Source organism: Bacillus sp. D7-8, from assembly GCF_052055895.1.
GTDB lineage: Bacteria > Bacillota > Bacilli > Bacillales > Bacillaceae > Bacillus > Bacillus velezensis.
Window position 1 is genome coordinate 3,755,178 of record NZ_CP179922.1, and the last position, 22,573, is coordinate 3,777,750.

Below are 22,573 nucleotides of genomic sequence, written 5' to 3' on the forward strand. Positions count from 1 at the left end.
AGCTTCCGCACTGCTGATTAATAGTCGCTGCTGCCGCTGTCTCCGCCGCTCACGATAGAGACGCCCGCACTTGCGCCGATCCGGCTCGCGCCCGCAGCGATCATGCTGTCAACATCAGCTTTTGTTCTGATGCCGCCTGATGCTTTGACCCCGATGTCAGGTCCGACTGTTTTTCTCATGAGAGCAATGTCTTCAGCCGTTGCCCCGCCTGTAGAAAAACCGGTAGACGTTTTGACGAAATCTGCGCCTGCGGATACCGCCAAGCGGCACGCGCGCTCTTTTTCTTCATCTGTCAAAAGGCATGTTTCGATGATCACTTTGACGAGCGCTTTTTTATCAGCTGCTTCAACTACCGCGCGGATATCAGCTTCAACCGCTTCATCATCGCCGTCTTTTAATGCGCCGATATTGATGACCATGTCAACCTCAGTTGCCCCTTTTGAGATGGCATCCTTCGTTTCAAATGCTTTTGTTTCCGATGTCGTTGCGCCGAGAGGAAATCCGATAACGGTGCAAACGTCAACTCCAGTGCCTTTCAGTTCCTCCGCTGCGAGTTTGACCCAAGTCGGGTTTACACAAACGGAAGCGAATTTATATTCTTTTGCTTCTTTTATCAGTTGTAAAATATCAGCTTTTTGTGTATGCGGTTTCAAAGCAGTATGGTCTATTTGACTTGCAATTGACATTGTATGCACTTCCTTTTTCCTAGGATACGTTTAGAATAACCGAATTTTGAACATATGTAAATTGGTAATTGAAATTATGTTCATGAATTGTCACAATTCTTGAATGAGTTTTTTGGCCGTATGCTGATCGGTAATCAAAACGTTGGCGTACTTTCCTTTCAGAGCACCGTGAATGGCCTTGCGTTTTCTGCTGCCGCCCGCCACCAGAATCGAACGCTCTTTCATTTTCAAGTCGCTGAGCTCGACTCCGATCGTCCTGCCGTTAATGCTGCTGCTGCAAATCCTGCCTTCCTCGTCAAAAAAGCGCGAACAAATATCGCCGACTCCGCGTGCTTTCAGCAATTGTTTCTCTTCTTCCCGGAAATAGCCGAGTCTGAAAAGCAGCGCCTCATCCCGGACGGTTCCGACCGTAAACAGGGCGATATTGGCTTGTCTGCCCATTTCAATGATCCGCTTAATATGTCTGTCCCGTTCGACCATCTGTTTCACATCGGCGCTGTCAAATATAACCGGCAGCGGCAAATACCTCGGCATGGTCTGAAATGCTTCGGCGAACAGCTGAATCGTTTCAGACGAATACGTATTAACATTGGAATGACTGATGCCGCCTTTCAGCTGCACGACTTCAACGCTCTTTACCTGCTTCGGCTCCATGCGGCTTGCGATCTGGTACATCGTCGTCCCCCAGCTTACGCCGAGTATATCGCCGTCCTTTACGGTTTTATGCATATAGTCTGCGCCATAGCGGCTTAAGTAATGTGTAATGGCCTGGTAATCGTCACTTGGAGAAAAGACGACGTGCGCCTCAAGCAGCCCGTATTTTTCTTCCAGTTTCGCGCCGAGTTCGTCCAGATCCTCAAACGGGTCCATAACGCGAATTTGAACATACCCTTTTTCCTTTGCGTACTGAAGCAGCCTTGAAACGGTGGGGCGTGACAGATCAAGCCGTTCGGCGATCTGCTGCTGGCTGTAATCTGATTGATAATATAGTTTTGCCGCTTCTATGCTGAGCTGCTGTTTTTCACGATCCATGTCGCGCCTCCCCTCTCCGCTTATCATATCACCAAAACACGCGGTAAAAAAGCACCCTCTGATGGGGTGCCTATTTTTTCAGCACAAGCTCCTGAATCGCATGCGCCACGCCGTGTTCGTTATTTGATTTCGTTTCAAAATCAGCAATCTCCCTTACTTCCGGGATGGCATTGGCCATTGCCACACCGCAGCCGGCCCACTGAATCATGGACATGTCGTTGCCGTTATCGCCGATTGCCATGACGTCTTTCTGTTCAATGCCGAGTTTTTCGACCAGCAGCTTGACCGCGTTTCCTTTACTGACTTTCGGGTGAAGAATCTCATGGAAGAATGGCGCGCTTTTGACCATTGTGTATGTTTCCTTGAATGATTCCGGAATGGAAGCGATCGCTTTCTCCAGCTTGTCCGGATCGTCAATGAACATGACTTTCGGAATCAGAATATCCTTCGGCACTTCATCGATCGTGCGGAAATGAAGCGGCACTTTCGTAATGTATGATTCGTATACCGTGTATTCACTGATATCCCGGTTCGGCGTGTACAGATTGGCTGTGTCAAAGTAATGCATCGGAGTATCCAGCTGTAAGCTCAGCTCGTAAAGCGACTTCAAATCTTCAAAGCCTAATGACTGCTCGGCCACGACACCGTTTGTATACGTATTTTGGACGAGTGCGCCGTTATAGGCAATCACAAAGTCGCCTTCCTCCTGTAAGTTCAGCTCTTCCAAATACCGACGCACGCCGCCGATCGGCCGGCCCGTGCACAGGACGATATTGACCCCTTCCGCTTTGGCGGCATCAAGCGCCCCGCGGACTTCAGCCGTCACTTCATGATGATCGTTTAATAGTGTGCCGTCCATATCTATTGCGATTAACTTGTACATCCTGCATCTCCTTTGTATCCTTTTCTACTTATGCTTTCATCATATCGTTTTTTCGTTTCAATGAAAAATCAAACGGACAAGTTTCTCCGCCTTCTCTTCGTAAACCGGGCCTGCCTCCGGATGCGGGGCCGTCTTTTCCCCTTGTCAGCTTGTTCGCCGCCGTCATCTGTTTTCTGCTTCAAGAGCATCAGCCCCGCCGCAAAGAAAGGGACGGCCGCTATGTCCAGAAGGGCAAGCTTTATTCCCATCGCTGCGGGAAAGTATGCCCATAATGAACGGCTGTTCCGCCTGATCATGATATAAGAAACGATTTCCAGCAGGATAAACAGAGCGTTCACCCACAAGTAAATGAGCAGCGCCGCAAACAGAAACAGCAGGAGCGTATTCCGCAGCGTGCCGGAAAACAGAAGAGCGCGCATCATATCAAAGAATGAAAAAGACTGCATGCTTCCGTTGACGACATTGGGATTGTAAATGGTAAAACGCCCGAACTGATCAAAAAGCATAAAAAATAACCATAACAGTGAAAACCATTGAATGATATGTACGATGACACCCGTCAAAACGAGTCTGTCGGCAGCCTTATTTCTCATGTGCATCCTCCCCGCCGGTTTTTATTCTTGTCATTGTCTTTGTTTCTCCGTATATCTTCCAAATGAGCGTATCGTTTTTTCCTCTTTTCAACGTGCTTTTGACGGGGTGCGGATGTCCGAGGTATTCAATCTCGATCGTCCCGTCCGTGTTTTGTGAGATCACCTTGTACACATCTGAGGGCATGGCAACCTCGCCGCGGCCTTGAATGACCTGCTTTGTCAGCACGCTGTCTTTCGTAAACGTGACGGTTTCAGATCTGACCCCGTCCATCGGGCCCGGTTTCAGCCCCGCATCCCATGTCCCGTAATAAAAAGGGGGTTCGTCTGCTTTCTTTTGCGAGCAGCCTGTTATCATGACGCATCCGAAAACAAGAACCGTCATGATGAAAATCCGTATGTTCCGCAACAAAATCACCTTCCTTTGAAGCTTTTTTACGTCTGTAACTTAGGCGGATGCCGTGGCACTGTGCAATTGACTACATAGTGTATAAAGACTTCACTAGATAAGGAGAATGATGAATGAACCCATATCAGTACTACACCCCGCCTGCCTATTTCCCTCAGCAGCAGGAATACGAAGTGAACCGCGTTGAGTATGAGCCATATCAGCAGCAGGAAAGCTATTATTATGCGCCCCCTCAGTCCGAAGAGCGGCAGCCGACAGGTTTAGAACGGAGAGTCGCCCAGCTTGAAAGACAAAACGCCGAGCAAACGAGAGAGCTCACCCGCCTCTCACAAGAAGACCAGCGCCAAAACCGGGAAATCACGCGTATGAATGAGCAGATCAGACGGCTGAGCCAGTCCATTGAAATCCATACCCGCCGCTTAAACCGTTTGAATCAGCGCCTGCGCGCAGTCGAAAACAGACTCAATATTCCTTTTCACGCTACAGAAGGCGGCTTCTGAGAAAAAGGGCCGGAATACAAAGCTCGACAGGCCATCCCGAGCCTTGTATTCCGCTCTGTACATAACAGGTAAATATTTGAATCCTTTTCTTGCATGAATGCCTCTCCTATTCTTTCACATGATAAATGTGTAAAATCAATCACTCCAGGAGGTTTTCATGATGTATCAAAACCAATACAGCGGAAATCAGCTGCAGCAATGCCGCCAAACAGCACAGCAGCTTATTCAGCAGACACAGCAAAGCAGTCAGCAGTACAAGCAAATGCTCCAGCAGGAACAGCAAAACATTCAAATGCTTCAGCAGATGCTTAACCATGAACAGCATGCCGTTCATACCATTCAGCAAGCGCTGCAGGGGCATGAAGCGGCCATTCAAAAATGCCAGCAAATCGTGAATGTGTGCAATCAGCTTCAGCAGGAAGTAAGCGGACACATGCCTGCACCGATGGCAAACGCTAATGTTTCTTCATTCCCGCAAACACAGCATCACACACCGTTTCAGCAGCATTCATACCAGCAATAGGCCGGTCATGCAAATGACAAAGCGCGAGATACCGGCTTTGTCATTTGTTTTTATCTCTGTTTTGTCAGATCAATGCGATGAGCGGGTTTTCCGCCGAATTTTGCTTCAGCCTCATGCCTTACCGCTTCATACGCTCTTGCTTCGACGTTTTGTTTAAACACATCAAGCTGTATCAAATAAGCCGCCCGCACTTTCAGCCCGTGAATGATGGAGATGACCCATAAAGGCAGCACGATATACACGCCCGGCGTGCTCGGCAGCACAAAAGCAATTGCTAAAATAATAAAATAATAAGTCCGTATTTCAGCCATTTTTTGTTCTTAGCCCGGTAGCCGATATAGAAAAAGGCCAAGAAAGCGGTCAGCGCAAACGGCGCAAAAGTCAGCAGCAGCCACCAGCTGTGCAGCACTTCCCACCAAGTCCCTCTTTTCGTAATCAACATTCATTCCTCTTCCTTTACTACTATAACATGGATAATCAAGGAAGGTTTTCTATAAAAAACATAGACGGAATGACGTCTTCCTGCTATATTAATAATGATAATCATTATCACTGAAATAGGGGGATCATTATGAAGAAACAATCATGGCTGATCGGCCTGGCACTTCTGCTTGTTTTCGCATTAAGCGCTTGCAGCGGCGCGAAGGAAAACAACGGATCGGCATCAGGCAAAGGAAAGACAGACATGCGTACATATGAATCAACAAAAGGAAATATTGACATACCCGCACATCCGAAACGGATCGTCACTGACTTTTATGCAGGTGAGCTGCTGTCCGTTGACGCAAATGTCGTCGGGGCGGGCTCATGGGCTTTCAAAAATCCGTTTATCAAAAAACAGCTGAAAAACACCACGGACATCGGCAATCCCGTCAATGTGGAGAAAGTGATGCAGCTGAAGCCTGATTTAATCGTGCTGATGAAGGATGACCAATACGAGAAACTATCGAAAATCGCACCGACGATTGTCATTCCTTTTAACACCGCAAAGAATACGAAAGATACGGTCAGCCTATTCGGCGACATTGCCGGGGCGAAGGATAAAGCCAAAAGCTTTATGGCAGACTTCAACCAAAAAGCCGAAGCGAATCAAAAGCGCCTCAAAAACGTGATCGGCAAAGACGAGACAGTCGGCCTTTATGAAACGACGGATAAAGGCGAAATCTGGATTTTCAATGACAATTCCGGCCGCGGCGGCCAAGCCGTTTATAACGCGCTCGGATTGAAAGCGCCGGCCAAAATTGAAAAAGACATCATGAAAACGGGCGCCATGAAACAGGTTTCCCAAGAGGTCATCCCTCAATATGCGGCTGATTATATGTTCATTACCGATTACAATCCGAATGGAGAAAGCAAAACATTTGAGCGTCTGAAAGATTCATCCGTTTGGAAAAATCTCGATGCCGTAAAAAACAATCGTGTCTTTATCAACGATTTCAACACCTTCTATCCTTATGACCCGATTGCCGTAAGCAAACAGATGGATATCATCACCGACATGCTGATCAAACGGGCTGAAGAAAATAGAAAATAAAAAATAAAAAAAGCGGCACAGTCATGAGGGACTGACCCCATAAGATGAGACAAATAAAAACACCTTCGAGTTTGAATACGGATGATTGTTATCCGAAATTAGACTTGGAGGTGTTTTTTCTATGGGGACAAGAGTGAGTTATCCGGTTGAAGTGAAACAGAAGGCTGTAGAAATGAGATTGGCAGGCGTACCTATGAAAGAGATCCTGCAGGAGTTGAATATTAAGAATAAGACACAGGTTCAGACATGGGTTAGATGGTATAAGGCTGGTGATACACATCGATTCGAACAGCCTGTTGGAAAGCAATACACTTACGGAAAAGGTCCGGAGTATTCTTCCGATTTAGAGAAACTGCAGGCAGAGATTCGTTACCTGAGACAACAGAATGAAGTTTTAAAAAAGTACAACGAATTGGAAAGGAAGTTGATAGCGAAACGTCAGTCGAACTTGTAGAAATATTGCACAGCACAATGACCGTACAGGATATCTGTATTCATTTAGGTATCTCTCGAGCGTCTTATTATCGTTGGAAGAAGAATCTGATGAAGGATCATCCCAAGCGCCATTTGGAAAAACAAATCGGCACGTTGTGCCGAGAGCACAAGTATCGATATGGATATCGAAAAATCACAGCCATACTAAAAAAGAGAATGTGTATTAACCATAAAACGGTTCAACGTATTATGCAGAAAAATCAATGGCAGTGTCGGGTTAAGGTGAAAAAGCGCAAGAAGGATGGGCAGCCATATGCCGTGGTCGATAATATATTGGATCGGAACTTTCAGTCTGATCGTCCTCTTGAAAAACTAGTAACGGACATCACATATTTGCCTTATGGACAGAAACAATTGTACCTTTCCAGTATATTAGATTTATACAATGGAGAAGTGATTGCTTTTACTATTGGGGATAAGCAGGACACAGCCTTTGTCTTAGACACACTTGATCAGCTACCAATGCTGCCTGAGAACTGCGTGTTACATAGTGACCAAGGTTCTGTGTATACATCTTACGAGTATCAAAAAGCTGTTAAAACAAAAGGCATTACCATGAGCATGTCCCGCAAAGGGACGCCCGCTGATAATGCCTCCATCGAATCGTTTCATTCCTCGCTAAAGTCTGAAACGTTCTATTTTAACAGCATTGATCGAACTACGACTGCCATCGTAGAACGCACTGTCATAGAATACATTCATTATTATAACAATATTCGTATTCAAACCAAACTAAACAACCAATCACCGATAAACTATCGGCAATTGGCTGTTTAAAAGGTGTTTTGACCCCTGTCTCAAAAACGGGGGGCAGTCCCATGACACTGTGCCGTTTTTCATGTTCACTTTAATTTTGACTGTACGGAGCCCGGCATATCTTCAAACCTGACTTCTTCCCAGGTCTCGACATACTTTCCTTTCGCCTTCACCTTCAAATACGCGTTCTTCCGAAGGTCTTTCGCGGCGTAAAAGGTCACTTCTTCTTTTTTCCCGGATGCGTTGTATCCGTCTAATGTATACTCAGTACCGCCCGGGCTAAGATGTTTGCCATCTCGATCAATCTGTACATAAACATCTTGCTGGTGAATAAACGGATTAAATCTGTCTGTAACATCATTATGAAAAAAGAGAAGTCCGTATATGACGGCAGCGGCCGCCAAGACGGCCAGGATTGCCAATGCTTTTTTCATCTGTGCACTCCCCTTACTTGTTCATTTTTTTCAAATAGCTTGACCGCACTGTGAGGAAGAACAGAAGCTGAAAAATGAAAAACCCTCCGATAGTGAAACTGAGCGGCCCCGCTACATCGGAATAGCCTTCCACGGCCAATGTTCTCAAGGCAAACAGTGTATGCATGACGGCAATGACGAAAGGAAAGAAAAAGAGAATCGCCAATTGTATCGTCACGCTTTGTGCCATTTCACGCTCACTCAGACCGATTTTGGCCAATGAACGGTAGCGCTCCCGGTCTTCATCTAAATCTGTGAACAGCCTGAAATATAAGAAACTTGCTGCCGCGACAAAGAATACAATTGCGATAAACAGGCCGATGAATAAACTCAGGCTCGGCAGCTGCACCGTATCATAGTACGTCCCGGCTTTTGACATAAAATCAGAATGCACGTCGATATAGTTGCCGTAGATCTCATCTTTCAGAGATTGGCTGAACCCAAGACTGTCTTTCCAATGATCATAGCTGTAGCCGTATAATGACGCTTTTTCACCGAGTGATTTGAGCTGATCAAAGGTTTGATCGTTCACCGCGATGATGGCATTTAATGAAATCAGCGGTTTTTCGAGTTCTTTTACCGTCAGTTTTTGTTCAGACGGCTTGCCTTTTTGGTTCAGCAGCTTCAGCTGATCCGGTGCTTTGTTTTTGAAATTCCGGTCATACGTGCCCGGGAAATAGACAGCCTCATCATGTTTCAGGCCGCTCAGCTTGACATGGAAGTATGTTGACACATCCGATTCGCTGATCATGTAAACAGGCGGAACAGTATCTCCTTCCTGATAGCGGACATAGGAAACATTTATTTTGTCTTTCTTATACGTAAAGCCGTGTGTTTTCAGTTCATGGTCAATTTTTTTCAAATGAGTCTGTTCTTTTGGGTTGCCGCTGTAAGATAAATACTCCATCTCATAAGCGGACTCTTCCGCCCCGACAGTCGATTTGTACATCGCGAGCACGCCCGTCGCCGTAAACGCTACCGCGGAAATAATGCTGACGATAAAGAACAGGCGGGCGTTGTCTTTTAATCGATAGACAAGGTCAGAAACCCAAATGACATTTTTCCCGCGCAGATAAAAGGTTTTCCACTTCTTCAGCGCGCGCAGAATCCAGATGCTGCTTTGGCTGAAAAAGAAATACGTGCCGATGACGGTAAGCAGTAAAATGATGAACGGTTGAGTCCCGTGGACATTGCCTTTAAGGACCATGCCGTACCCGCCGCACAGGCAGGCGATGCCGAATATAGACAGAAGCACGGACGGCTTCGGCTCCGGCTTGATCTTGTCAGTGCCCTTTATTAATTTGATCACCGTATTTGATCTGACAAAAAGGATCGTGAACTGCGATAAAAGGAAAAATAAGAGCAGAAATCCGCCGGCCGTAATGCCGAGCGCTTTCCAAGGCATGTACAGAGGCAGCGCGTCCATTTCTAAAATATAAGCGCCGACCGTAAAGAACGTTTTCGAAAAAATGAAGCCTCCGATAATCCCCGCTGCGATCGACATGACGCCGATGATCATGTTTTCCGCCGTAATGAGCTTTCTCAGCTGCACCGGCGTAATACCCTGCATCAGCAGGATGCCGAATTCTTTATTTCTCGATTTCAAAAATGCGTTAACCGAATACAGAACAAATAAGAAAGAAAAAACAAAGATCATCCATTCCGCGGCGGTTAAGCCTTTTCTGGCGATGTTATTCAGGTAGCCTTCCTTTAGTGCCGGATGAAACAGGAACATCGCAAAGGTAAAGAAAATCAAAACGGAAAAAGCGCTGCTTAAAAAGAAAGCAAGATAGGCCCTTTTGTTTCTCGTGACGTTTTTATAAGCGAACTGAAGAAAGGTCATTTGCGTTTCCCCCCAGCATAGACAGCACATCAAGAATCTGCTCATAAAAGACTTGGCGGTTTTCCCCGCGGTAAATCTCATTAAACAGTTCGCCGTCTTTTATAAAGATGACGCGGCGGCAGTAGCTTGCCGCAACCGGATCGTGGGTCACCATCAAAGCCGTGATATGATCATCCTGGTTCAGGCTCTGCATCGTTTCCATGACGTCTTTTGACGCTTTGGAATCAAGGTTTCCCGTCGGTTCATCGGCCAGAATGAGTGACGGCTTATGAATGACCGCTCTTGCGATGGCGGCCCGCTGGCGCTGTCCGCCGGATACTTCAAACGTCCGTTTGTTGAGCAGGTCTTCGATTCCGAGCTTTGCCGCGATGCCGTGCAGTTTTTCTTCCATGACAGACGGCGCTTCTTTTTCAAGCGTTAACGGCAGCATGATATTTTCACCGATCGTCAGCGTGTCCAGAAGGTTGAAATCCTGAAACACAAATCCGAGCTGCTTGCGGCGGAAATGAGCGAGCTTTGTCCGCTTCAGCCGGTGCGGGTTTTCTCCGTGAATCAGGATATCGCCTGAATCCGGCCGGTCGATCGTTGAAATGATATTCAAAAGCGTTGTTTTTCCGGAGCCGGACGGTCCCATCACCGCCGTGAACCCGCCTTCTTCTATTGAAAACGAAATTTGTTTTAAAGCTTGATAGGACACTTGTCCTTTATAGGTTTTATTTATATGTTTGACTTCAAGCATATTCGCCATGAAAATCCTCCTTATGGTTTTATTCTTGTTGGTCTGGGCTGCTTTCATGTAATGCCGGGGCATTTAACATAAAAATCCCCTTGACATAAATCCATGTTATCAAGGGGAAACAAAACGAGCTATGTTGTTTTCTTAACGCAGCCTTACATTTTTGTAAGGAATGAAAATCGGACCGATGTCCCTTCACCGGGGGACGAGCTGATGTCCACCGTATGATTGAGCTTGCCCGTAATTTCTTTGACGAGATGGAGGCCGATTCCCGTAGATTCTTGGAAACGCCGTCCGTTTTCGCCGGTGTAATAAGGGTCAAACACCCGCTTGATATCTTGCGAGGGAATGCCGACACCGTAATCTTTGACTTCAAGCACCGTCCTGTCTTCATCGCGGAAGACATTCAGCTCAAGTCTGTCACTCTTGCCTGCCGAATACTTGACCGCATTTGTGACCACTTGGCCGATCGCAAATTTGAGCCATTTGGCATCGGTGTAAATCTGATGATCATCGCGAATATCCATTTTCGGATAGACCCGGTATTGAATAAAAAATCGTTTATAGCTTTGAATGACTGATTGGAGAAGCTCTGATAAAGAAACCGCTTCAACTTTAAAATCCCGCTCAAACAGGTCAAGCCTTGAAGAATAAAGAAGCGTCTCCAGCCCGAATTCAATCTGCCGGACCTCTTTTTTGATTTGTTCAAAGACGGGCTCATCCTCTTCCTGAATGATTAAATTAATGACCGACAGCGGCGTTTTTACTTGGTGCACCCATTGGTTCATATACGTCACCCGCGCGTCAAGCTTGGCTTCGGTCTCATGGAGCTTCTGGTGCTGCATCCGGATCAGCTCCATCTGCTTTTCATACAGCTCTGAACAAAACACTGAAGAACCGAGATACGGGATGTCCGTCCCTTCCTGCTCCGAGCTGAGCCAATGATACACACCGCGGTCTTTGTACCAGCGATAGGCAAGATATCCCGCCAAAATAAGAAGCTGCACGCCCAATATGTAAAACAGGTGGGAAAAAGAATGAAGACCCGCAAACCAGTAATAAAAGAAGACAAACAGCCCTTGAAGGAGAAAAAGCAGAATCAGCACGGCATGAGACCGGAGAAACAGCTTCATGACAGCCCCCTCAGCTGGTAGCCTTCGCCCCGCACCGATTCAATGGAAACAGGCGCATTCAGCTCCCGCAGTTTTTTTCTGAGCCGCGTGATATACACGTTAAGCGTATTATCATCGACGAAAATATCGGTGTCCCACGTTTTTTCCATGAGCCGGTCTCTTCCCGTCACCTTTTCTCCCCGCTCCAGCAGCACTTCCAAAAGCTTGCTTTCTTTTTTAGAAAGCTCGCTTTTTTCGTCCTGAAAGCGCAGTTCAAACCGTTCCACAAAGAGCTGCACACCGGCATATTCAACCACTTTCTCTCCCTGCTTGGCGGCGTACTCTCCGTATGCCCTGCGGATCTGGCTTTTGATTTTCGCCAGCACAATATCATAAGAAAACGGTTTTTCGATATAATCATCTCCGCCGTTTTCAATCGCCATTACTTGATCCATTTCCCCGCTTCTGGCTGAGATGAAAATGATCGGGCTTGTAGAATGCTGGCGGATCTGGCGGCACCAATAATAGCCGTCATAAGACGGCAGATTGATATCAAGCAGCACCACATCAGGCTTTTCCCGCAAAAAAACATCAAGAACAGCCGTGAAATCATCGGCGGCCACGGTTTGATATCCGTATTTTTCAAGGTAATTCTGCAATAGTCCGCGAATGTCTTCACTGTCTTCCACAATCATGATTTTATTCATGCAACCATCCTCCAAAAGGATACGGCTTTTCGGAGCCCTCATTATTTGATGCCCCCATCATAATGCTTTCATCGGTTCTCTGCAACATGAGAAAGCGGGCCTTTATAAAAGACCCGCTTCTCCCTTTCTCAATGTAAGATCGATTATTTCTAATTGACATTGTTATACTTAGATGGCGGACTCGGAAAGGTAATTTTAAATCTTGTGCCAATTCCCGGCTGACTATATATATCAATATTTCCCCCATGCGCCTTGATAATTTGTTGAGCAATAGCCATTCCTAATCCAGTCCCTGAGTTATTTGACGAAGCGCTTGTCCCTCTGAAATACCGATCAAATAAACATTCAACCGTCTCTTCGTCCATTCCTATTCCATCGTCTTCTATTATAATTTGTATTTCATTGTCATGTAACACGTCATGATATAATATGACCTTTATTTTAGTGCCCGGAGGATTATGTTTAATACAATTAGCAATCAAGTTTTCAACTGCGCGCTTTAGGTACCTTTCATCCATATTAAAAAGTATCTTATTGTGACTGGATTCTATAGCGAATCTCTTATTTTCTGACTCCGGTAGCAACTTCATTTTTTCTAAAGTGTCATGAATTACTTTCACTACGTTTTTTTCTTCAAGATGGATTGGAAGCGACTCATTTTTCAATTGAAAAGTTAAGTTAAAATCTTCAATCAGCTTTTCCATATATTCGACACGTTCTTCCATTATTAAGGAAAAATCACGCACTTGCTGATTTTCCCACTCATATTCATTTGAAGATAAAAGAACCGTATATCCCTTAATAACCGAAAGAGGGGTTTTTAAATCATGTGAGACACCGGCCATCCACTCTTCTCTTGTCTTTTCCAATAACTCTCTCTCAGCCTTATTCCTTTGAAGCGTTGAGGTAAGTTCAGACAGAGCTTGCATTAATTCTTGATAGGTCTTATATCCAGATTTATTATGTCTATATTTGCTTGAATGAAACTTCCAATCATAAGGTTCTTCATATTTTTCTTTAGACAAATTCTCAATCCAAGATACAATAAACAGCAGGGGAGCACCTAGTTTTTTTCCGTAAAATATTGCAATTACAATCCCTGCCATAATAATAGAAACTATCCACAAGTTATTCACCCAATAGAAAAAAGGGTTATTTTTTTCCATCGGTTTTCCCCATACCCATGTTAAATCCTGATTGTTTTTCGTTTCATACCACGTAGATAATTGATAACCTTTTTTGGCAGGATACATGTAATCTGATATTAACTCTCCAAGAATATAATGCTTAGGTATATTTTTAGGTTTATTAAAAGAAAAAACCTCATCTCCTTGTTCATCTAAAATTTGAATCCACATTCGGTTCTCTAATAAATCTTCTTTTGCTTTCGTATTTATTGAAAATTGTTTATCTGCAACAACTGTTTGGTCAACAATTTTTTTTAAGGATAAGTGCGGCGTTTCCATTTTATTCTGACCTAAGACGAGGCTGAAAAATATGATACTGCCCACAATGAGCAGACCCCAAATAAACATGAGTAAAAAAAGTCTCGATACGAAGTAAAATGCTATCCTATTTCTCAGCTTCAAAATAAATCCTCATCTATAGGCTCTGCTTCAAATATATAGCCCTGTCCTCGAACCGTTTTAATCCATCTTGGTCTGCTCGGGTCTTCCTCTAATTTTTCACGTAATCGTCTTACATGTACCATTACAGTACTATCTCCGCCATAAAACTCCCCCCACACATCTTTATAAATTTGGTGTTTACTTAAAATTTGATTGGGATGTTCACAGAAATAAATCAGAAGTTTCATTTCCTGAGCAGGGCAATCGATTCTTGTCCCGTTAACAACAAGTCTGCCGGTATTGGGATCTATTTTAAAATATTCATAATCGTATACCTGTTTTAGAGGGTAAGAAGAAGAGAGTTGAGTCATTCTCTTTAATTGGGCTTTTACACGAGCTACAATTTCTAGTGGATTAAATGGTTTAGTAATATAGTCATCCCCCCCAAAACTAAACCCTTGCAATTTATCTAAATCTGTTGTTTTTGCCGTTAAGAAGAGTATCGGCACATTTGTATGGGAGCGTATTTTGCTGCATAAGGTGAAGCCATCAGTGTCCGGAAGCATGACATCTAATAAAATAATATTTGGAAGTTCCTGATCGATTTTCAGAAGGGTTTCGCTCCCTGTCATAGCTGTGGAAATATTGCTGAAACCTTCCTTTTCAAAGCAAGTTATTAATAAGTTTAAGATATGTTCGTCATCATCCACCATGAGGATTTTGTTCTCTTCTAACGTCATAAGTTACCCTCCTTTTTATTTCTTATTTTATATGAGATCAATGACATAAAGGTCAGAAAAGGAAAGAATTTAACTTTCGTTAAGGGTTCAGAATATTCTTTTAAATTTTCGACCTTGATATTCAGGTATCAATATAACTACATACAGAAAATAAACCAGGGATGTCGTTAAGTGAATGTTTAGGAAGAGTTTCGTTTGTGTTTAAAGAACATCGCTTATGATAAAAGTGAGGTGAGAGACAAATGAATGATCAAATAGTGGTAACACACGATCTAACTAAAAAGTATAAAAAGCATACTTCAGTTGATGGATTAAACTTAAGGATTAGGCGCGGCGAAATTTATGGTTTTCTTGGACCGAATGGTGCTGGTAAAACAACAACCATCCGAATGTTATTAGGTTTAATTAAACCAACAAAAGGAAACATCGAAATCTTTGGCCAAAACCTAAACAAGAATCGTTTGCAGATATTGCAAAGAATCGGGTCACTGGTAGAATCTCCAACTTATTATGGTAATTTAACAGCTTACGAAAACTTAGAAGCTGTTAGGAGGTTACGAGGACTTCCGGAACAACGAGTCAATGAAGTATTGGAAACTGTAAGGTTATCTAAAGTAGCAAATCGACTGACTAAGGAGTATTCCCTTGGAATGAAACAACGTTTGGGAATTGCAGTTGCCCTGTTAAGCAGTCCTGATTTATTAATTCTGGATGAACCGACAAACGGTTTAGATCCATCCGGTATCCAAGAAATAAGAGAGCTAATTAAAGAATTGCCTAAATCGGGAATGAGTGTTATTGTATCCAGCCACTTATTGAGTGAAATAGATCAAATGGCTACTCAAGTGGGGATTATTAACAATGGAAGGATGATTTTCCAGGACTCGATTGCAAGTTTACATCAAAAACGAAAACCACTATTAAAAGTCGGTGTTAGTGACGTAATCGAAGCAAAAACAATACTAAACAGGAAAGGATTAAAGGTTGATTTACAAAAAAATTATTTGTGGCTGTCTCAAACAGAACCGGAATTTGTTTCAGAAATCAATTCCATACTTCTTCATTCAGGGCTGTCTGTATTTCGACTTGAAGAAAAGACACGATCGCTTGAGGATATTTTTTTAGAATTAACTGGTACAGAGGGAAGTCTATGAAAAAGTTATTATGGGCAGATCAATTAAAACTGAAACGTTCGTCGTTATTGATTGTAGTCTTATTGGTTCCCTTACTCATTATAGCATATGAGTTGGTAAATCTTACTTATCGATCTGAATACGTGGAAAAACAAGCTGAAATGTTCCATGCTGGATCAATGTGGATGTATTTACTGTATGATAACAGTTTGTTATTTGGTCTGGGTTTTCCATTAGCCGCAACACTTTCTGCGTCAATAATAGCAAATATAGAACATCAAGCAAACGGATGGAAGCAAACCCTTTCTTTTCCCGTATCTAGAATGCGAATTTATGTAAGTAAATTTATTTGCTTAGTAGTCAGTTTATTTATTTCGTCAACAATCTTCTTGCTCGGCATGGTACTGCTAGGCAAACTGGTAGGATTCGAAGGTAGTGTACCTTGGGGACTTTTGTTTGGAGATAGTTACAGCATGTTAGTTACAGTACTGCCTATAATGGCATTCCAGATATGGTTATCTATGGTGTTTAGCAACCAAGCATTCTCAATTCTTGTAGGATCAATATCATCTATAATGGGTTTGTTTTTGGCAGCTGCTCAATCAACGAGATGGTTTCCGCTGGCTTATCCTAGTCAATCTTCGACAGTCATTCTGCAGTATGAAGGTATAGGATATAACCCAGATCTTTCATCTTACCTTTGCATTAGCCTTTTCTTAGGGATAATTATATTATTTCTAGGCTCTATTCATTTTGCTAAACGGGATGCTTTGTAAAAAGGAGGCGAAATACTTGAAAAACATTTTATTTGTAGAACGTTTAAAGCTTAAGCGATCAAAGTTATGGATCATCTATTTATTAGGGCCTTTGTTAGGTGTATCCCTGGCATACACGAACTTTATTAAAAACTATAACCTTTTTATGAATCCTGGAGACAATCCCTGGGTAGAGGCTTGGACACAAGTTGCCTTATTTATGGGCCCTTTTGTATTGCCTATCGTAGTGGGAATTTTCGCCGCCCTTGTTTGCAGGGGGGAACATGTAGGAGGCGGTTGGAAACAGCTTCTAGCCTTACCAGTCAAACACTCAGATATCTTTCTGGGAAAGTTTCTAACAGTGGTCCGCATGATATTCATTAGTATGTTCATTTTAATCCTCTTATTTATTGGATTCGGTTATATGTTAGGCATAAGCGGGAGTCTTCCTTTACTTACAATTCTAGGTTATGGAATTAGAGGGATCTTAGCTTGTTTACCATTAATTTTATTGCAGCTTATTGTTTCAATTAGGTCTAAAACATTTGGCATACCACTCGCTGTTAGCATTGTTTTTACATTACCGGCCATTATTATTGCCAGTACACCATTAGGTCAAGTATATCCATGGACACAGCCTATGTTAGCAATGTCACCCGAAGATGAATCACCGATTCAATCAAACTTCCTATTTTACTCAATTATGGTAATAACATGTCTCGGTCTCCTGGTTTACGGAATAAGAAATTTTACTAAACGAGACCTTACGTAAGGTATATGCGGTACTTATGAGAATTCGAGACAAGGTAATAATGAAATCACTGCGAAAGACAAAGATACATGACTTATGGATTATTTTAAGAAAAGGATAATAACGAATTCTAGTTTTCATAACTATAGTAAACGAGGGGGGCAAGCTGTAACAAATCGCTTGGATTGAAAGAGCCTGTAAAGATGAACAGGTTGATTTGATTGTGATACTTTGGTGAAACGCGAGAAGGACATAAACGGAAAGACGAAAGCACTCACGATGTTGTGAGTGCTTTTCATCAGCCGACCTGCTGTTTTACAGCTTTACCGGCTGATCCGAACTCTCTCATTTTGCTTCGCACTGTCTCTTCCACGGCTTCAATGCCGGGTGTCATGTAGCCGCGCGGTTCGTACAGATCACCGTTTTTCTGAAACATGCGGCGTGTTTCGTCTGTCCAGGCGACCATACATTCCGTGTTGATATTGATTTTCGCGTGGCCGAGCGTGATGGCTTTTTTGATCTGTTCCTGCGGAATCCCGGATGCTCCGTGAAGAACGAGAGGAATATCAGTCATGCGGGAGATAGCCTCCATTTCTTTAAATCCGAGATTCGGTTCACCTTGATATTTGCCGTGGACGGAGCCGAGGGCGGCGGCCAGCGCGTCGATATTGGTTTCTTTGACGATCCGCTCACATTCGGCGACATCGGCATAGCGGACCCCGCCGACCAGCCCGTCTTCCATACCGCCGACCGTGCCGACTTCTGCTTCTACTGAGACGCCGTGCTTAGCGGCATAATCGGCGACTTCTTTTGTCATCGCGATGTTCTCATCAATCGGATGATGGGAGCCGTCAATCATCACTGAGCTGAATCCGGCGTCAATGGCCTGTCTGCAGCGTTCCGCACTGCTCCCGTGATCAAGATGGAGCACGACGGGAACGGTAATCGCCATTTCTTCCATTAACGCGCCGACCATGGCGGAAATCGTTTTAAAGCCGCCTAAATAGTCGACCAGACGATCGGAAGCCGCGGCGATGACCGGCGATTGCTCCTTTTGCGCCGCCTGCAGAATCGCCTTCGTCCATTGGAGGCCGTTGATATTAAATTGGCCGACTGCATAATGCTCCCGTTTCGCTTCTGCAAGAAGATGTTTCATGGTGACAAAAGCCATGTTCACGCCTCCTTCATGAAGTATTTTGATACGACGGCTTCCGTTGTTTCCTTTGCCGTTTTGATCGTTTCCTCCGCAGTCAGCTTATAATATTCAGGTCTGAACAGCTCTACGGAGACAACATCATTGAATCCGATTTCTTTTAACGCTGACAGATGGGCGTCTAAGTCAATCGCACCCTGCCCAGGCCAGACGCGGTCTTCATCCGTTAAAAAGCCGATCGGAAAGTCTTCTGTATCGTCGATATGATAGATGAAAATTTTCTTTCCGTCCGCCTGCTTCAAACTCTCAATATTGGAGCCCATCGCGTGGAAATGGAAGCTGTCAAACACCAGTCCGACATTATCGCGGCCGACAGCGTTCACGATGTCATACGCCTGTTCAAATGTATTGACCGTACATTGCGGGTGGCCGACAAATTCAAGGGCAATGTTTACGCCGTACGGCTCCGCGATGTCCGAAAGCTCAGTCAGCACCTCTGCGCTGCTCTTTTTGATCTCTTCTTTCAAGATTTTCCGCTCTGTCACTAGCGGCACGGCCACTACGTATTTCACGCCGAGGGTTCTGCAGGTTTCCATCATGCTTTTGAATTCCGAAATGATCTCCCTATAGCCCTTCTCATCACGGTTGTTGAAGAAAACCAGTGCGTTCAGGGCAAGCGGTTTAATGTGATGGGTTCGAAAATATTCCGCCAGATCGGCCAGTGAATGGTCTTTTAAGTATTCCGGCAGCTTATCCATTGTGCGGATTTCAATATAATCATAGCCGTGCTTTTCGCACAGCTCTAAATCCTGTTTCAAGTTTGAATTCTCCAGCGTAGTCGCTTCATTAAAGCAAAGTTTCATGTCAGCCTCTCCCATCCGCGTTTTCGATATGAAGGGAGTCCGGCAGGAGGGCTTGTTTGCCCCGCTCCGCCGAACTCCATACTCAGCTTATGCCATGCCTAATTCTTCCTTTAATTTCTTAAGCGTGGTCCGGCTTGATTCATCCGCTCTTTCGCCGACCCAAGCAAAAACGGCGTTCGTCGCAATTCCGTCGAATTTCATCTCTCTCATCTTTCTGAAAATCGTCTCAAAATCAACCTCGCCTTGCCCGATGTCCAAATGCTGGTGAACCGTTACTTTCGCGTCAGGCGGGTTGACGATGTAGCGCAGGCCATGCGCCGCTTTATGATTAAAAGTATCTGCAAATAAAACATGTGTGAGGCGGTCGCCGGCTTCATCAAACATGGTCGCAATATCGCCTTTTCCGTCATCATAGAAGAACGTATGCGCAGTCGAGTAGACAAGATTGATCCAATCCTTGTCAAGCGCGCGGATCATATCCATCGCACCTTTGTGCGTTTCGATAAAATCGTATGGATGAGCCTGCAGATTGAGTTTAACGCCTTCTTTTTCAAAGACGGGCAGCAGTTCATCCATGGATTTGATGAATTTTTCTTCACTTGTCAACGGATCATATTTTGAACCGCTGAATTCACTGTTCATCAAATCCACTTCAAGTTCAACCGCAATTTCGATCGCCCGTTTCCAGTTGCGCACGGCGGCCTGACGACGGTCTTCATCAGGACCCGCCCAGTGGTAAAGCGGAAGAAGAGAAGACAGCTTCACACCTGTATCTTTTAAAAGGCGCTTCAATTGTTTGATTTTTGCTGAATCGACTTTCGGATATTTATAGAAAGGACAAAAATCCTCGCGCGGAGACAGTTCGATATATTCGTATCCGAGTTCCGCCGTTTTATAGACCATTTCTTCTAACGTTAAATCATCGCGGTACATGGATGGATCTAAGGCCAGTTTCATTTCTTTCACTCCCGATCTATTATTTGTTCACAGTCGTAAATGATTGGTAGAATGCCGGTTTCTCTTGCAGCGCCACAGGCTCTTTCTGTCCGGATTCCTGAGCTTTTACGCACGCGTCAGTTGTCACCGCGGCAATATAACCGTCCCATGCCGTCGGACCGCTGACTTCGCCTTTATTCCGGATCGAATCAATGAAGTCTTGAATTTCCACATCATACGCAGCCACAAATCGGCGCTGCCAATCCATCAGGATATCGGTGCTGAATTTCCCTTCTTTTCTCAAGCTGATGCTTGACGGTTCCGGAAGCTTGATAATGCCGTCTTCCCCGACGATTTCACATTGAATGTCATAGCCGTATTTACAGTTCACGTAGATTTCGGCATTGATGACGATGCCGCCTTTTGTTTCGATGATGACCATCTGCGGATCTTTCAGATGCGGCAGCGCATTTTTTGATTTCTTCGGATAGATCACCTGTACGGATTCATAGTCGTCATTGACGAGCCAGTGGAGGACATCAATTTCATGAACGAGCGTATCGACGACGGCCATTTCCGTTGAATAATTCGATGCGACTGTCGGGTTGCGGTGCGCACAGTGAATCATCAGCGGCTCGCCGACCACGCGGTTGTCAATCGCTTCTTTCAGCTGAACGTAACCGCTGTCATACCTGCGCATGAAACCTACCTGCACCAATCGTTTTCCCGTCTTCATTTCTTCCTCGACAATGCGCATACAGCCTTCTGCCGTTGTCGCAAGCGGCTTTTCACAAAACACGTGCTTGCCGTGCTGAATCGCTTTCAAAACGCTGGACTCGTGAGCCGGGCCCCAGCTTGTCACTAAGACGGCATCCACATTTTCAGCAGCGAGGAGGCTGTCGTCATCAGGATAAACGGAGGCGTTCAAATTGAAATCCTGAACGGTCTGCTGCGCGGCCTCCTGGTTCACATCTGTGACAGCGGTAATTTCCGCTCCGGACAGCTTATTTGTGATGCGGTTGATGTGCTCTTTTCCGATAGCACCGGTTCCGATAACACCTATACGTAAATTCATTGATCGCCACTCCTTCTGATAATCAAATAATGGTTCTCGTCTTTCTTTTCTCGCTGCCGTCCTGAGGAGCGCCGTACAGTTCCTCCTGTATCTGTTCAAGCGACTTGCCGGACGTATTCGGTGCGAAAACAAGCCCGATGATCATACTGGCCGTCACACATATGAGCAGAATACCGGCCATAAAACCGATGCCGAATTGTGACATGATGACCGGCACAAATAAACTCCAAATTCCGATTGAAATACGGACGAGAAAGAACATGAGCCCTTGTGCTGACGCTCTGTGTTCTGTCGGGAACAGCTCGCTTGCCCACAGCTGGTAGTTCGCCTGCTGGCCGGCTCCGTTATTGATGCCGATCGCTAAAACAAACAAAAGCAGCATCGGGAGCCCCTGAAACGGCAGTAAAAACAGCGACCAGCCGACAACGGCCATACTTGCGCAGATTCCGAACACCGTTTTCCGATATTTATCTGCAAAAGGCATGAAGATACAGGCGACGCCGAGCCCGGTGAAGATAAACAGGGCCATCTGCAGAATGTTGGCCGTATTTGCGGATACGCCGCCGACCTGCTGGTAGATGTACGGCATGAAGAATCCCATGACGCCCGCGGCGAGATTCCATACGAGAAACACACCCATTAAAAACAAAATGTTCTTGAAAAATTTCGGCTGAAGCAGGTCAAAATAAGATGTTTTTTTCACGGCGGCAGGCCGCTCTTCACTGTTTTTCCAGGCATCCGACTCAGGTAAACGCTTTCTTATCACATATGTGATCAGGGCGATCACCAATAGATGCGCAAAGACAATTTTATTTCCTAAAAGCCCGAGGTCACCGACCAAAACGGATAACAGCAGAACCACAACGGCTCCTGCGGCCCACGCCACCTGCGCCACTCCGCAATGCCTCGCCCGGTTTTTCTCGGGGGCGTTTTCCGCGATAATGGTCCATGAAGCCGTAATATCCGCGCCTACAGAAATCCCGATAATCATGTATCCGCATAACAGCATGGGAAAGTTAAATCCAAACAAAACCAAACAAATTCCTAAGACGTAGACGAGCATACTGTTTGTGTATACAGCTTTTCGGCCGACCTTATCAGCCAAATACCCGCCGAGCAGCGCTCCGACGGCCGCTGATATCGCGTTTGCGCTGAAGGCGCCGAGCAATCCGATCTGGCTGTCGGACAGCTTCAAGTAGCTGACCCACATAGATAAACCCGCTGATCCTGCCACGATGGAACCCGCATCAATGTAATTTGCTAATGCTGCGGCGATGGTCCTTTTGCTGAAAGCTGATTCCGCCTTGGCACTATTCATAT

24 protein-coding genes and 1 pseudogene are annotated in these 22,573 nt (G+C 44.9%); 7 read left to right on the top strand and 18 right to left on the bottom strand.

The window, feature by feature from the left end; all coding sequences use genetic code 11:
* Window positions 1–17 precede the first annotated feature (17 nt).
* The 5 genes from deoC to ACKTRM_RS18585 form a co-directional block, all read right to left on the bottom strand.
* Window positions 18–686 carry a deoxyribose-phosphate aldolase gene (deoC, locus tag ACKTRM_RS18565; RefSeq protein ID WP_004393277.1) on the bottom strand — a complete coding sequence of 223 codons (669 nt, stop codon included), beginning with the start codon at window positions 684–686 and terminating at the stop codon, window positions 18–20.
* A gap of 90 nt (window positions 687–776) precedes the next feature.
* On the bottom strand, window positions 777–1,718 hold the full coding sequence (locus tag ACKTRM_RS18570) for a sugar-binding transcriptional regulator (protein ID WP_012118823.1): 942 nt from the start codon (window positions 1,716–1,718) through the stop codon (window positions 777–779).
* Between the two features lie 70 nt (window positions 1,719–1,788).
* Window positions 1,789–2,601 carry a sugar-phosphatase gene (yidA, locus tag ACKTRM_RS18575; protein ID WP_012118824.1) on the bottom strand — a complete coding sequence of 271 codons (813 nt, stop codon included), beginning with the start codon at window positions 2,599–2,601 and terminating at the stop codon, window positions 1,789–1,791.
* A gap of 68 nt (window positions 2,602–2,669) precedes the next feature.
* Window positions 2,670–3,194 carry a hypothetical protein gene (locus tag ACKTRM_RS18580; protein WP_012118825.1) on the bottom strand — a complete coding sequence of 175 codons (525 nt, stop codon included), beginning with the start codon at window positions 3,192–3,194 and terminating at the stop codon, window positions 2,670–2,672.
* Entirely contained in the window at window positions 3,184–3,603 is a 420-nt protein-coding gene (locus tag ACKTRM_RS18585; protein ID WP_025285528.1) for a DUF3255 family protein, read from the bottom strand. The genes ACKTRM_RS18580 and ACKTRM_RS18585 overlap by 11 nt, the downstream gene beginning before the upstream one ends.
* Window positions 3,604–3,713: 110 nt before the next feature.
* On the opposite strand from ACKTRM_RS18585, the gene ACKTRM_RS18590 reads away from it, so the two are divergent.
* Window positions 3,714–4,100, top strand: a complete 387-nt coding sequence (locus tag ACKTRM_RS18590; protein ID WP_007407822.1) for a hypothetical protein — start codon at window positions 3,714–3,716, stop codon at window positions 4,098–4,100.
* A 160-nt stretch (window positions 4,101–4,260) separates the two neighbouring features.
* Window positions 4,261–4,623: a hypothetical protein gene (locus ACKTRM_RS18595; protein WP_007407823.1), complete on the top strand. Its 363-nt coding sequence runs from the start codon at window positions 4,261–4,263 to the stop codon at window positions 4,621–4,623.
* 50 nt (window positions 4,624–4,673) lie between these two features.
* On the opposite strand, the pseudogene ACKTRM_RS18600 reads toward ACKTRM_RS18595, so the two are convergent.
* Window positions 4,674–5,065, bottom strand: a pseudogene (locus ACKTRM_RS18600) (hypothetical protein).
* A 129-nt stretch (window positions 5,066–5,194) separates the two neighbouring features.
* Here ACKTRM_RS18600 and ACKTRM_RS18605 point away from each other — a divergent pair.
* Together ACKTRM_RS18605 and ACKTRM_RS18610 are read left to right on the top strand one after the other, a co-directional pair.
* Window positions 5,195–6,157, top strand: a complete 963-nt coding sequence (locus ACKTRM_RS18605; protein WP_012118829.1) for an iron-hydroxamate ABC transporter substrate-binding protein — start codon at window positions 5,195–5,197, stop codon at window positions 6,155–6,157.
* Window positions 6,158–6,278: 121 nt separating this feature from the next.
* Window positions 6,279–7,429 (top strand): IS3 family transposase gene (locus tag ACKTRM_RS18610; RefSeq protein ID WP_144080792.1). Its coding sequence is split into 2 segments (ribosomal slippage): window positions 6,279–6,552 and window positions 6,552–7,429, totalling 1,152 coding nucleotides; the frame shifts between segments, so codons are not numbered across the junction.
* Window positions 7,430–7,494: 65 nt separating this feature from the next.
* Here the strand turns inward: ACKTRM_RS18610 and ACKTRM_RS18615 are convergent.
* The 7 genes from ACKTRM_RS18615 to ACKTRM_RS18645 form a co-directional block, all read right to left on the bottom strand.
* Window positions 7,495–7,842: a YxeA family protein gene (locus ACKTRM_RS18615; protein ID WP_012118831.1), complete on the bottom strand. Its 348-nt coding sequence runs from the start codon at window positions 7,840–7,842 to the stop codon at window positions 7,495–7,497.
* Between the two features lie 13 nt (window positions 7,843–7,855).
* A complete protein-coding gene (yxdM, locus tag ACKTRM_RS18620) occupies window positions 7,856–9,724 on the bottom strand; it encodes an ABC transporter permease YxdM (protein WP_012118832.1) in 1,869 nt (622 codons plus the stop codon).
* Window positions 9,699–10,472, bottom strand: a complete 774-nt coding sequence (gene yxdL / locus ACKTRM_RS18625) for an ABC transporter ATP-binding protein YxdL (RefSeq protein WP_007614823.1) — start codon at window positions 10,470–10,472, stop codon at window positions 9,699–9,701. Before yxdL ends, yxdM begins: the two co-directional genes overlap by 26 nt.
* A gap of 143 nt (window positions 10,473–10,615) precedes the next feature.
* Complete coding sequence (yxdK, locus tag ACKTRM_RS18630; protein WP_023357208.1) at window positions 10,616–11,593, bottom strand: two-component system sensor histidine kinase YxdK; 978 nt, start codon at window positions 11,591–11,593, stop codon at window positions 10,616–10,618.
* Complete coding sequence (yxdJ, locus tag ACKTRM_RS18635) at window positions 11,590–12,279, bottom strand: two-component system response regulator YxdJ (protein ID WP_012118834.1); 690 nt, start codon at window positions 12,277–12,279, stop codon at window positions 11,590–11,592. The genes yxdK and yxdJ overlap by 4 nt, the downstream gene beginning before the upstream one ends.
* Window positions 12,280–12,428: 149 nt before the next feature.
* Window positions 12,429–13,868 (bottom strand): sensor histidine kinase, encoded by a 1,440-nt coding sequence (locus ACKTRM_RS18640; RefSeq protein ID WP_012118835.1) that lies wholly within the window; start codon window positions 13,866–13,868, stop codon window positions 12,429–12,431.
* Entirely contained in the window at window positions 13,865–14,587 is a 723-nt protein-coding gene (locus ACKTRM_RS18645; protein ID WP_012118836.1) for a response regulator transcription factor, read from the bottom strand. The genes ACKTRM_RS18640 and ACKTRM_RS18645 overlap by 4 nt, the downstream gene beginning before the upstream one ends.
* 242 nt (window positions 14,588–14,829) lie before the next feature.
* Between ACKTRM_RS18645 and ACKTRM_RS18650 the strand changes: the two genes are divergently transcribed.
* Genes ACKTRM_RS18650 through ACKTRM_RS18660 form a run of 3 tightly spaced genes read left to right on the top strand, consistent with a single transcriptional unit; the run spans window position 14,830 to window position 17,247 of the window.
* Window positions 14,830–15,741 (top strand): ABC transporter ATP-binding protein, encoded by a 912-nt coding sequence (locus tag ACKTRM_RS18650; protein ID WP_012118837.1) that lies wholly within the window; start codon window positions 14,830–14,832, stop codon window positions 15,739–15,741.
* Window positions 15,738–16,496, top strand: coding sequence for an ABC transporter permease (locus ACKTRM_RS18655; RefSeq protein WP_012118838.1), 759 nt, complete (start codon window positions 15,738–15,740; stop codon window positions 16,494–16,496). The genes ACKTRM_RS18650 and ACKTRM_RS18655 overlap by 4 nt, the downstream gene beginning before the upstream one ends.
* Window positions 16,497–16,512: 16 nt before the next feature.
* Window positions 16,513–17,247 (top strand): ABC transporter permease, encoded by a 735-nt coding sequence (locus tag ACKTRM_RS18660; RefSeq protein WP_012118839.1) that lies wholly within the window; start codon window positions 16,513–16,515, stop codon window positions 17,245–17,247.
* Window positions 17,248–17,524: 277 nt separating this feature from the next.
* Here ACKTRM_RS18660 and fba read toward each other — a convergent pair whose 3' ends face one another.
* The 5 genes from fba to ACKTRM_RS18685 form a co-directional block, all read right to left on the bottom strand.
* Window positions 17,525–18,397 carry a class II fructose-1,6-bisphosphate aldolase gene (gene fba, locus ACKTRM_RS18665; RefSeq protein ID WP_012118840.1) on the bottom strand — a complete coding sequence of 291 codons (873 nt, stop codon included), beginning with the start codon at window positions 18,395–18,397 and terminating at the stop codon, window positions 17,525–17,527.
* Between the two features lie 2 nt (window positions 18,398–18,399).
* Entirely contained in the window at window positions 18,400–19,242 is an 843-nt protein-coding gene (gene iolI / locus ACKTRM_RS18670) for a 2-keto-myo-inositol isomerase (protein WP_012118841.1), read from the bottom strand.
* A gap of 87 nt (window positions 19,243–19,329) precedes the next feature.
* On the bottom strand, window positions 19,330–20,199 hold the full coding sequence (locus ACKTRM_RS18675; RefSeq protein ID WP_007407833.1) for a sugar phosphate isomerase/epimerase family protein: 870 nt from the start codon (window positions 20,197–20,199) through the stop codon (window positions 19,330–19,332).
* 19 nt (window positions 20,200–20,218) lie between these two features.
* Window positions 20,219–21,253: a Gfo/Idh/MocA family protein gene (locus tag ACKTRM_RS18680; RefSeq protein ID WP_012118842.1), complete on the bottom strand. Its 1,035-nt coding sequence runs from the start codon at window positions 21,251–21,253 to the stop codon at window positions 20,219–20,221.
* A gap of 22 nt (window positions 21,254–21,275) precedes the next feature.
* Entirely contained in the window at window positions 21,276–22,571 is a 1,296-nt protein-coding gene (locus ACKTRM_RS18685) for an MFS transporter (RefSeq protein WP_012118843.1), read from the bottom strand.
* Window positions 22,572–22,573: the final 2 nt, after the last annotated feature.

What these genes read in the sequence shown, in the direction of transcription:
- fba (WP_012118840.1), bottom strand. Translation starts at nt 18,397, where the DNA reads ATGGCTTTTGTCACCATGAAACATCTTCTTGCAGAAGCGAAACGGGAG.
- ACKTRM_RS18615 (WP_012118831.1), bottom strand. Translation starts at nt 7,842, where the DNA reads ATGAAAAAAGCATTGGCAATCCTGGCCGTCTTGGCGGCCGCTGCCGTC.
- ACKTRM_RS18570 (WP_012118823.1), bottom strand. Translation starts at nt 1,718, where the DNA reads ATGGATCGTGAAAAACAGCAGCTCAGCATAGAAGCGGCAAAACTATAT.
- ACKTRM_RS18590 (WP_007407822.1), top strand. Translation starts at nt 3,714, where the DNA reads ATGAACCCATATCAGTACTACACCCCGCCTGCCTATTTCCCTCAGCAG.
- ACKTRM_RS18685 (WP_012118843.1), bottom strand. Translation starts at nt 22,571, where the DNA reads ATGAATAGTGCCAAGGCGGAATCAGCTTTCAGCAAAAGGACCATCGCC.
- yxdM (WP_012118832.1), bottom strand. Translation starts at nt 9,724, where the DNA reads ATGACCTTTCTTCAGTTCGCTTATAAAAACGTCACGAGAAACAAAAGG.
- ACKTRM_RS18680 (WP_012118842.1), bottom strand. Translation starts at nt 21,253, where the DNA reads ATGAATTTACGTATAGGTGTTATCGGAACCGGTGCTATCGGAAAAGAG.
- yidA (WP_012118824.1), bottom strand. Translation starts at nt 2,601, where the DNA reads ATGTACAAGTTAATCGCAATAGATATGGACGGCACACTATTAAACGAT.
- ACKTRM_RS18595 (WP_007407823.1), top strand. Translation starts at nt 4,261, where the DNA reads ATGTATCAAAACCAATACAGCGGAAATCAGCTGCAGCAATGCCGCCAA.
- yxdL (WP_007614823.1), bottom strand. Translation starts at nt 10,472, where the DNA reads ATGGCGAATATGCTTGAAGTCAAACATATAAATAAAACCTATAAAGGA.
- ACKTRM_RS18645 (WP_012118836.1), bottom strand. Translation starts at nt 14,587, where the DNA reads ATGACGTTAGAAGAGAACAAAATCCTCATGGTGGATGATGACGAACAT.
- ACKTRM_RS18675 (WP_007407833.1), bottom strand. Translation starts at nt 20,199, where the DNA reads ATGAAACTGGCCTTAGATCCATCCATGTACCGCGATGATTTAACGTTA.
- yxdK (WP_023357208.1), bottom strand. Translation starts at nt 11,593, where the DNA reads ATGAAGCTGTTTCTCCGGTCTCATGCCGTGCTGATTCTGCTTTTTCTC.
- ACKTRM_RS18580 (WP_012118825.1), bottom strand. Translation starts at nt 3,194, where the DNA reads ATGAGAAATAAGGCTGCCGACAGACTCGTTTTGACGGGTGTCATCGTA.
- iolI (WP_012118841.1), bottom strand. Translation starts at nt 19,242, where the DNA reads ATGAAACTTTGCTTTAATGAAGCGACTACGCTGGAGAATTCAAACTTG.
- deoC (WP_004393277.1), bottom strand. Translation starts at nt 686, where the DNA reads ATGTCAATTGCAAGTCAAATAGACCATACTGCTTTGAAACCGCATACA.
- ACKTRM_RS18655 (WP_012118838.1), top strand. Translation starts at nt 15,738, where the DNA reads ATGAAAAAGTTATTATGGGCAGATCAATTAAAACTGAAACGTTCGTCG.
- ACKTRM_RS18605 (WP_012118829.1), top strand. Translation starts at nt 5,195, where the DNA reads ATGAAGAAACAATCATGGCTGATCGGCCTGGCACTTCTGCTTGTTTTC.
- yxdJ (WP_012118834.1), bottom strand. Translation starts at nt 12,279, where the DNA reads ATGAATAAAATCATGATTGTGGAAGACAGTGAAGACATTCGCGGACTA.
- ACKTRM_RS18650 (WP_012118837.1), top strand. Translation starts at nt 14,830, where the DNA reads ATGAATGATCAAATAGTGGTAACACACGATCTAACTAAAAAGTATAAA.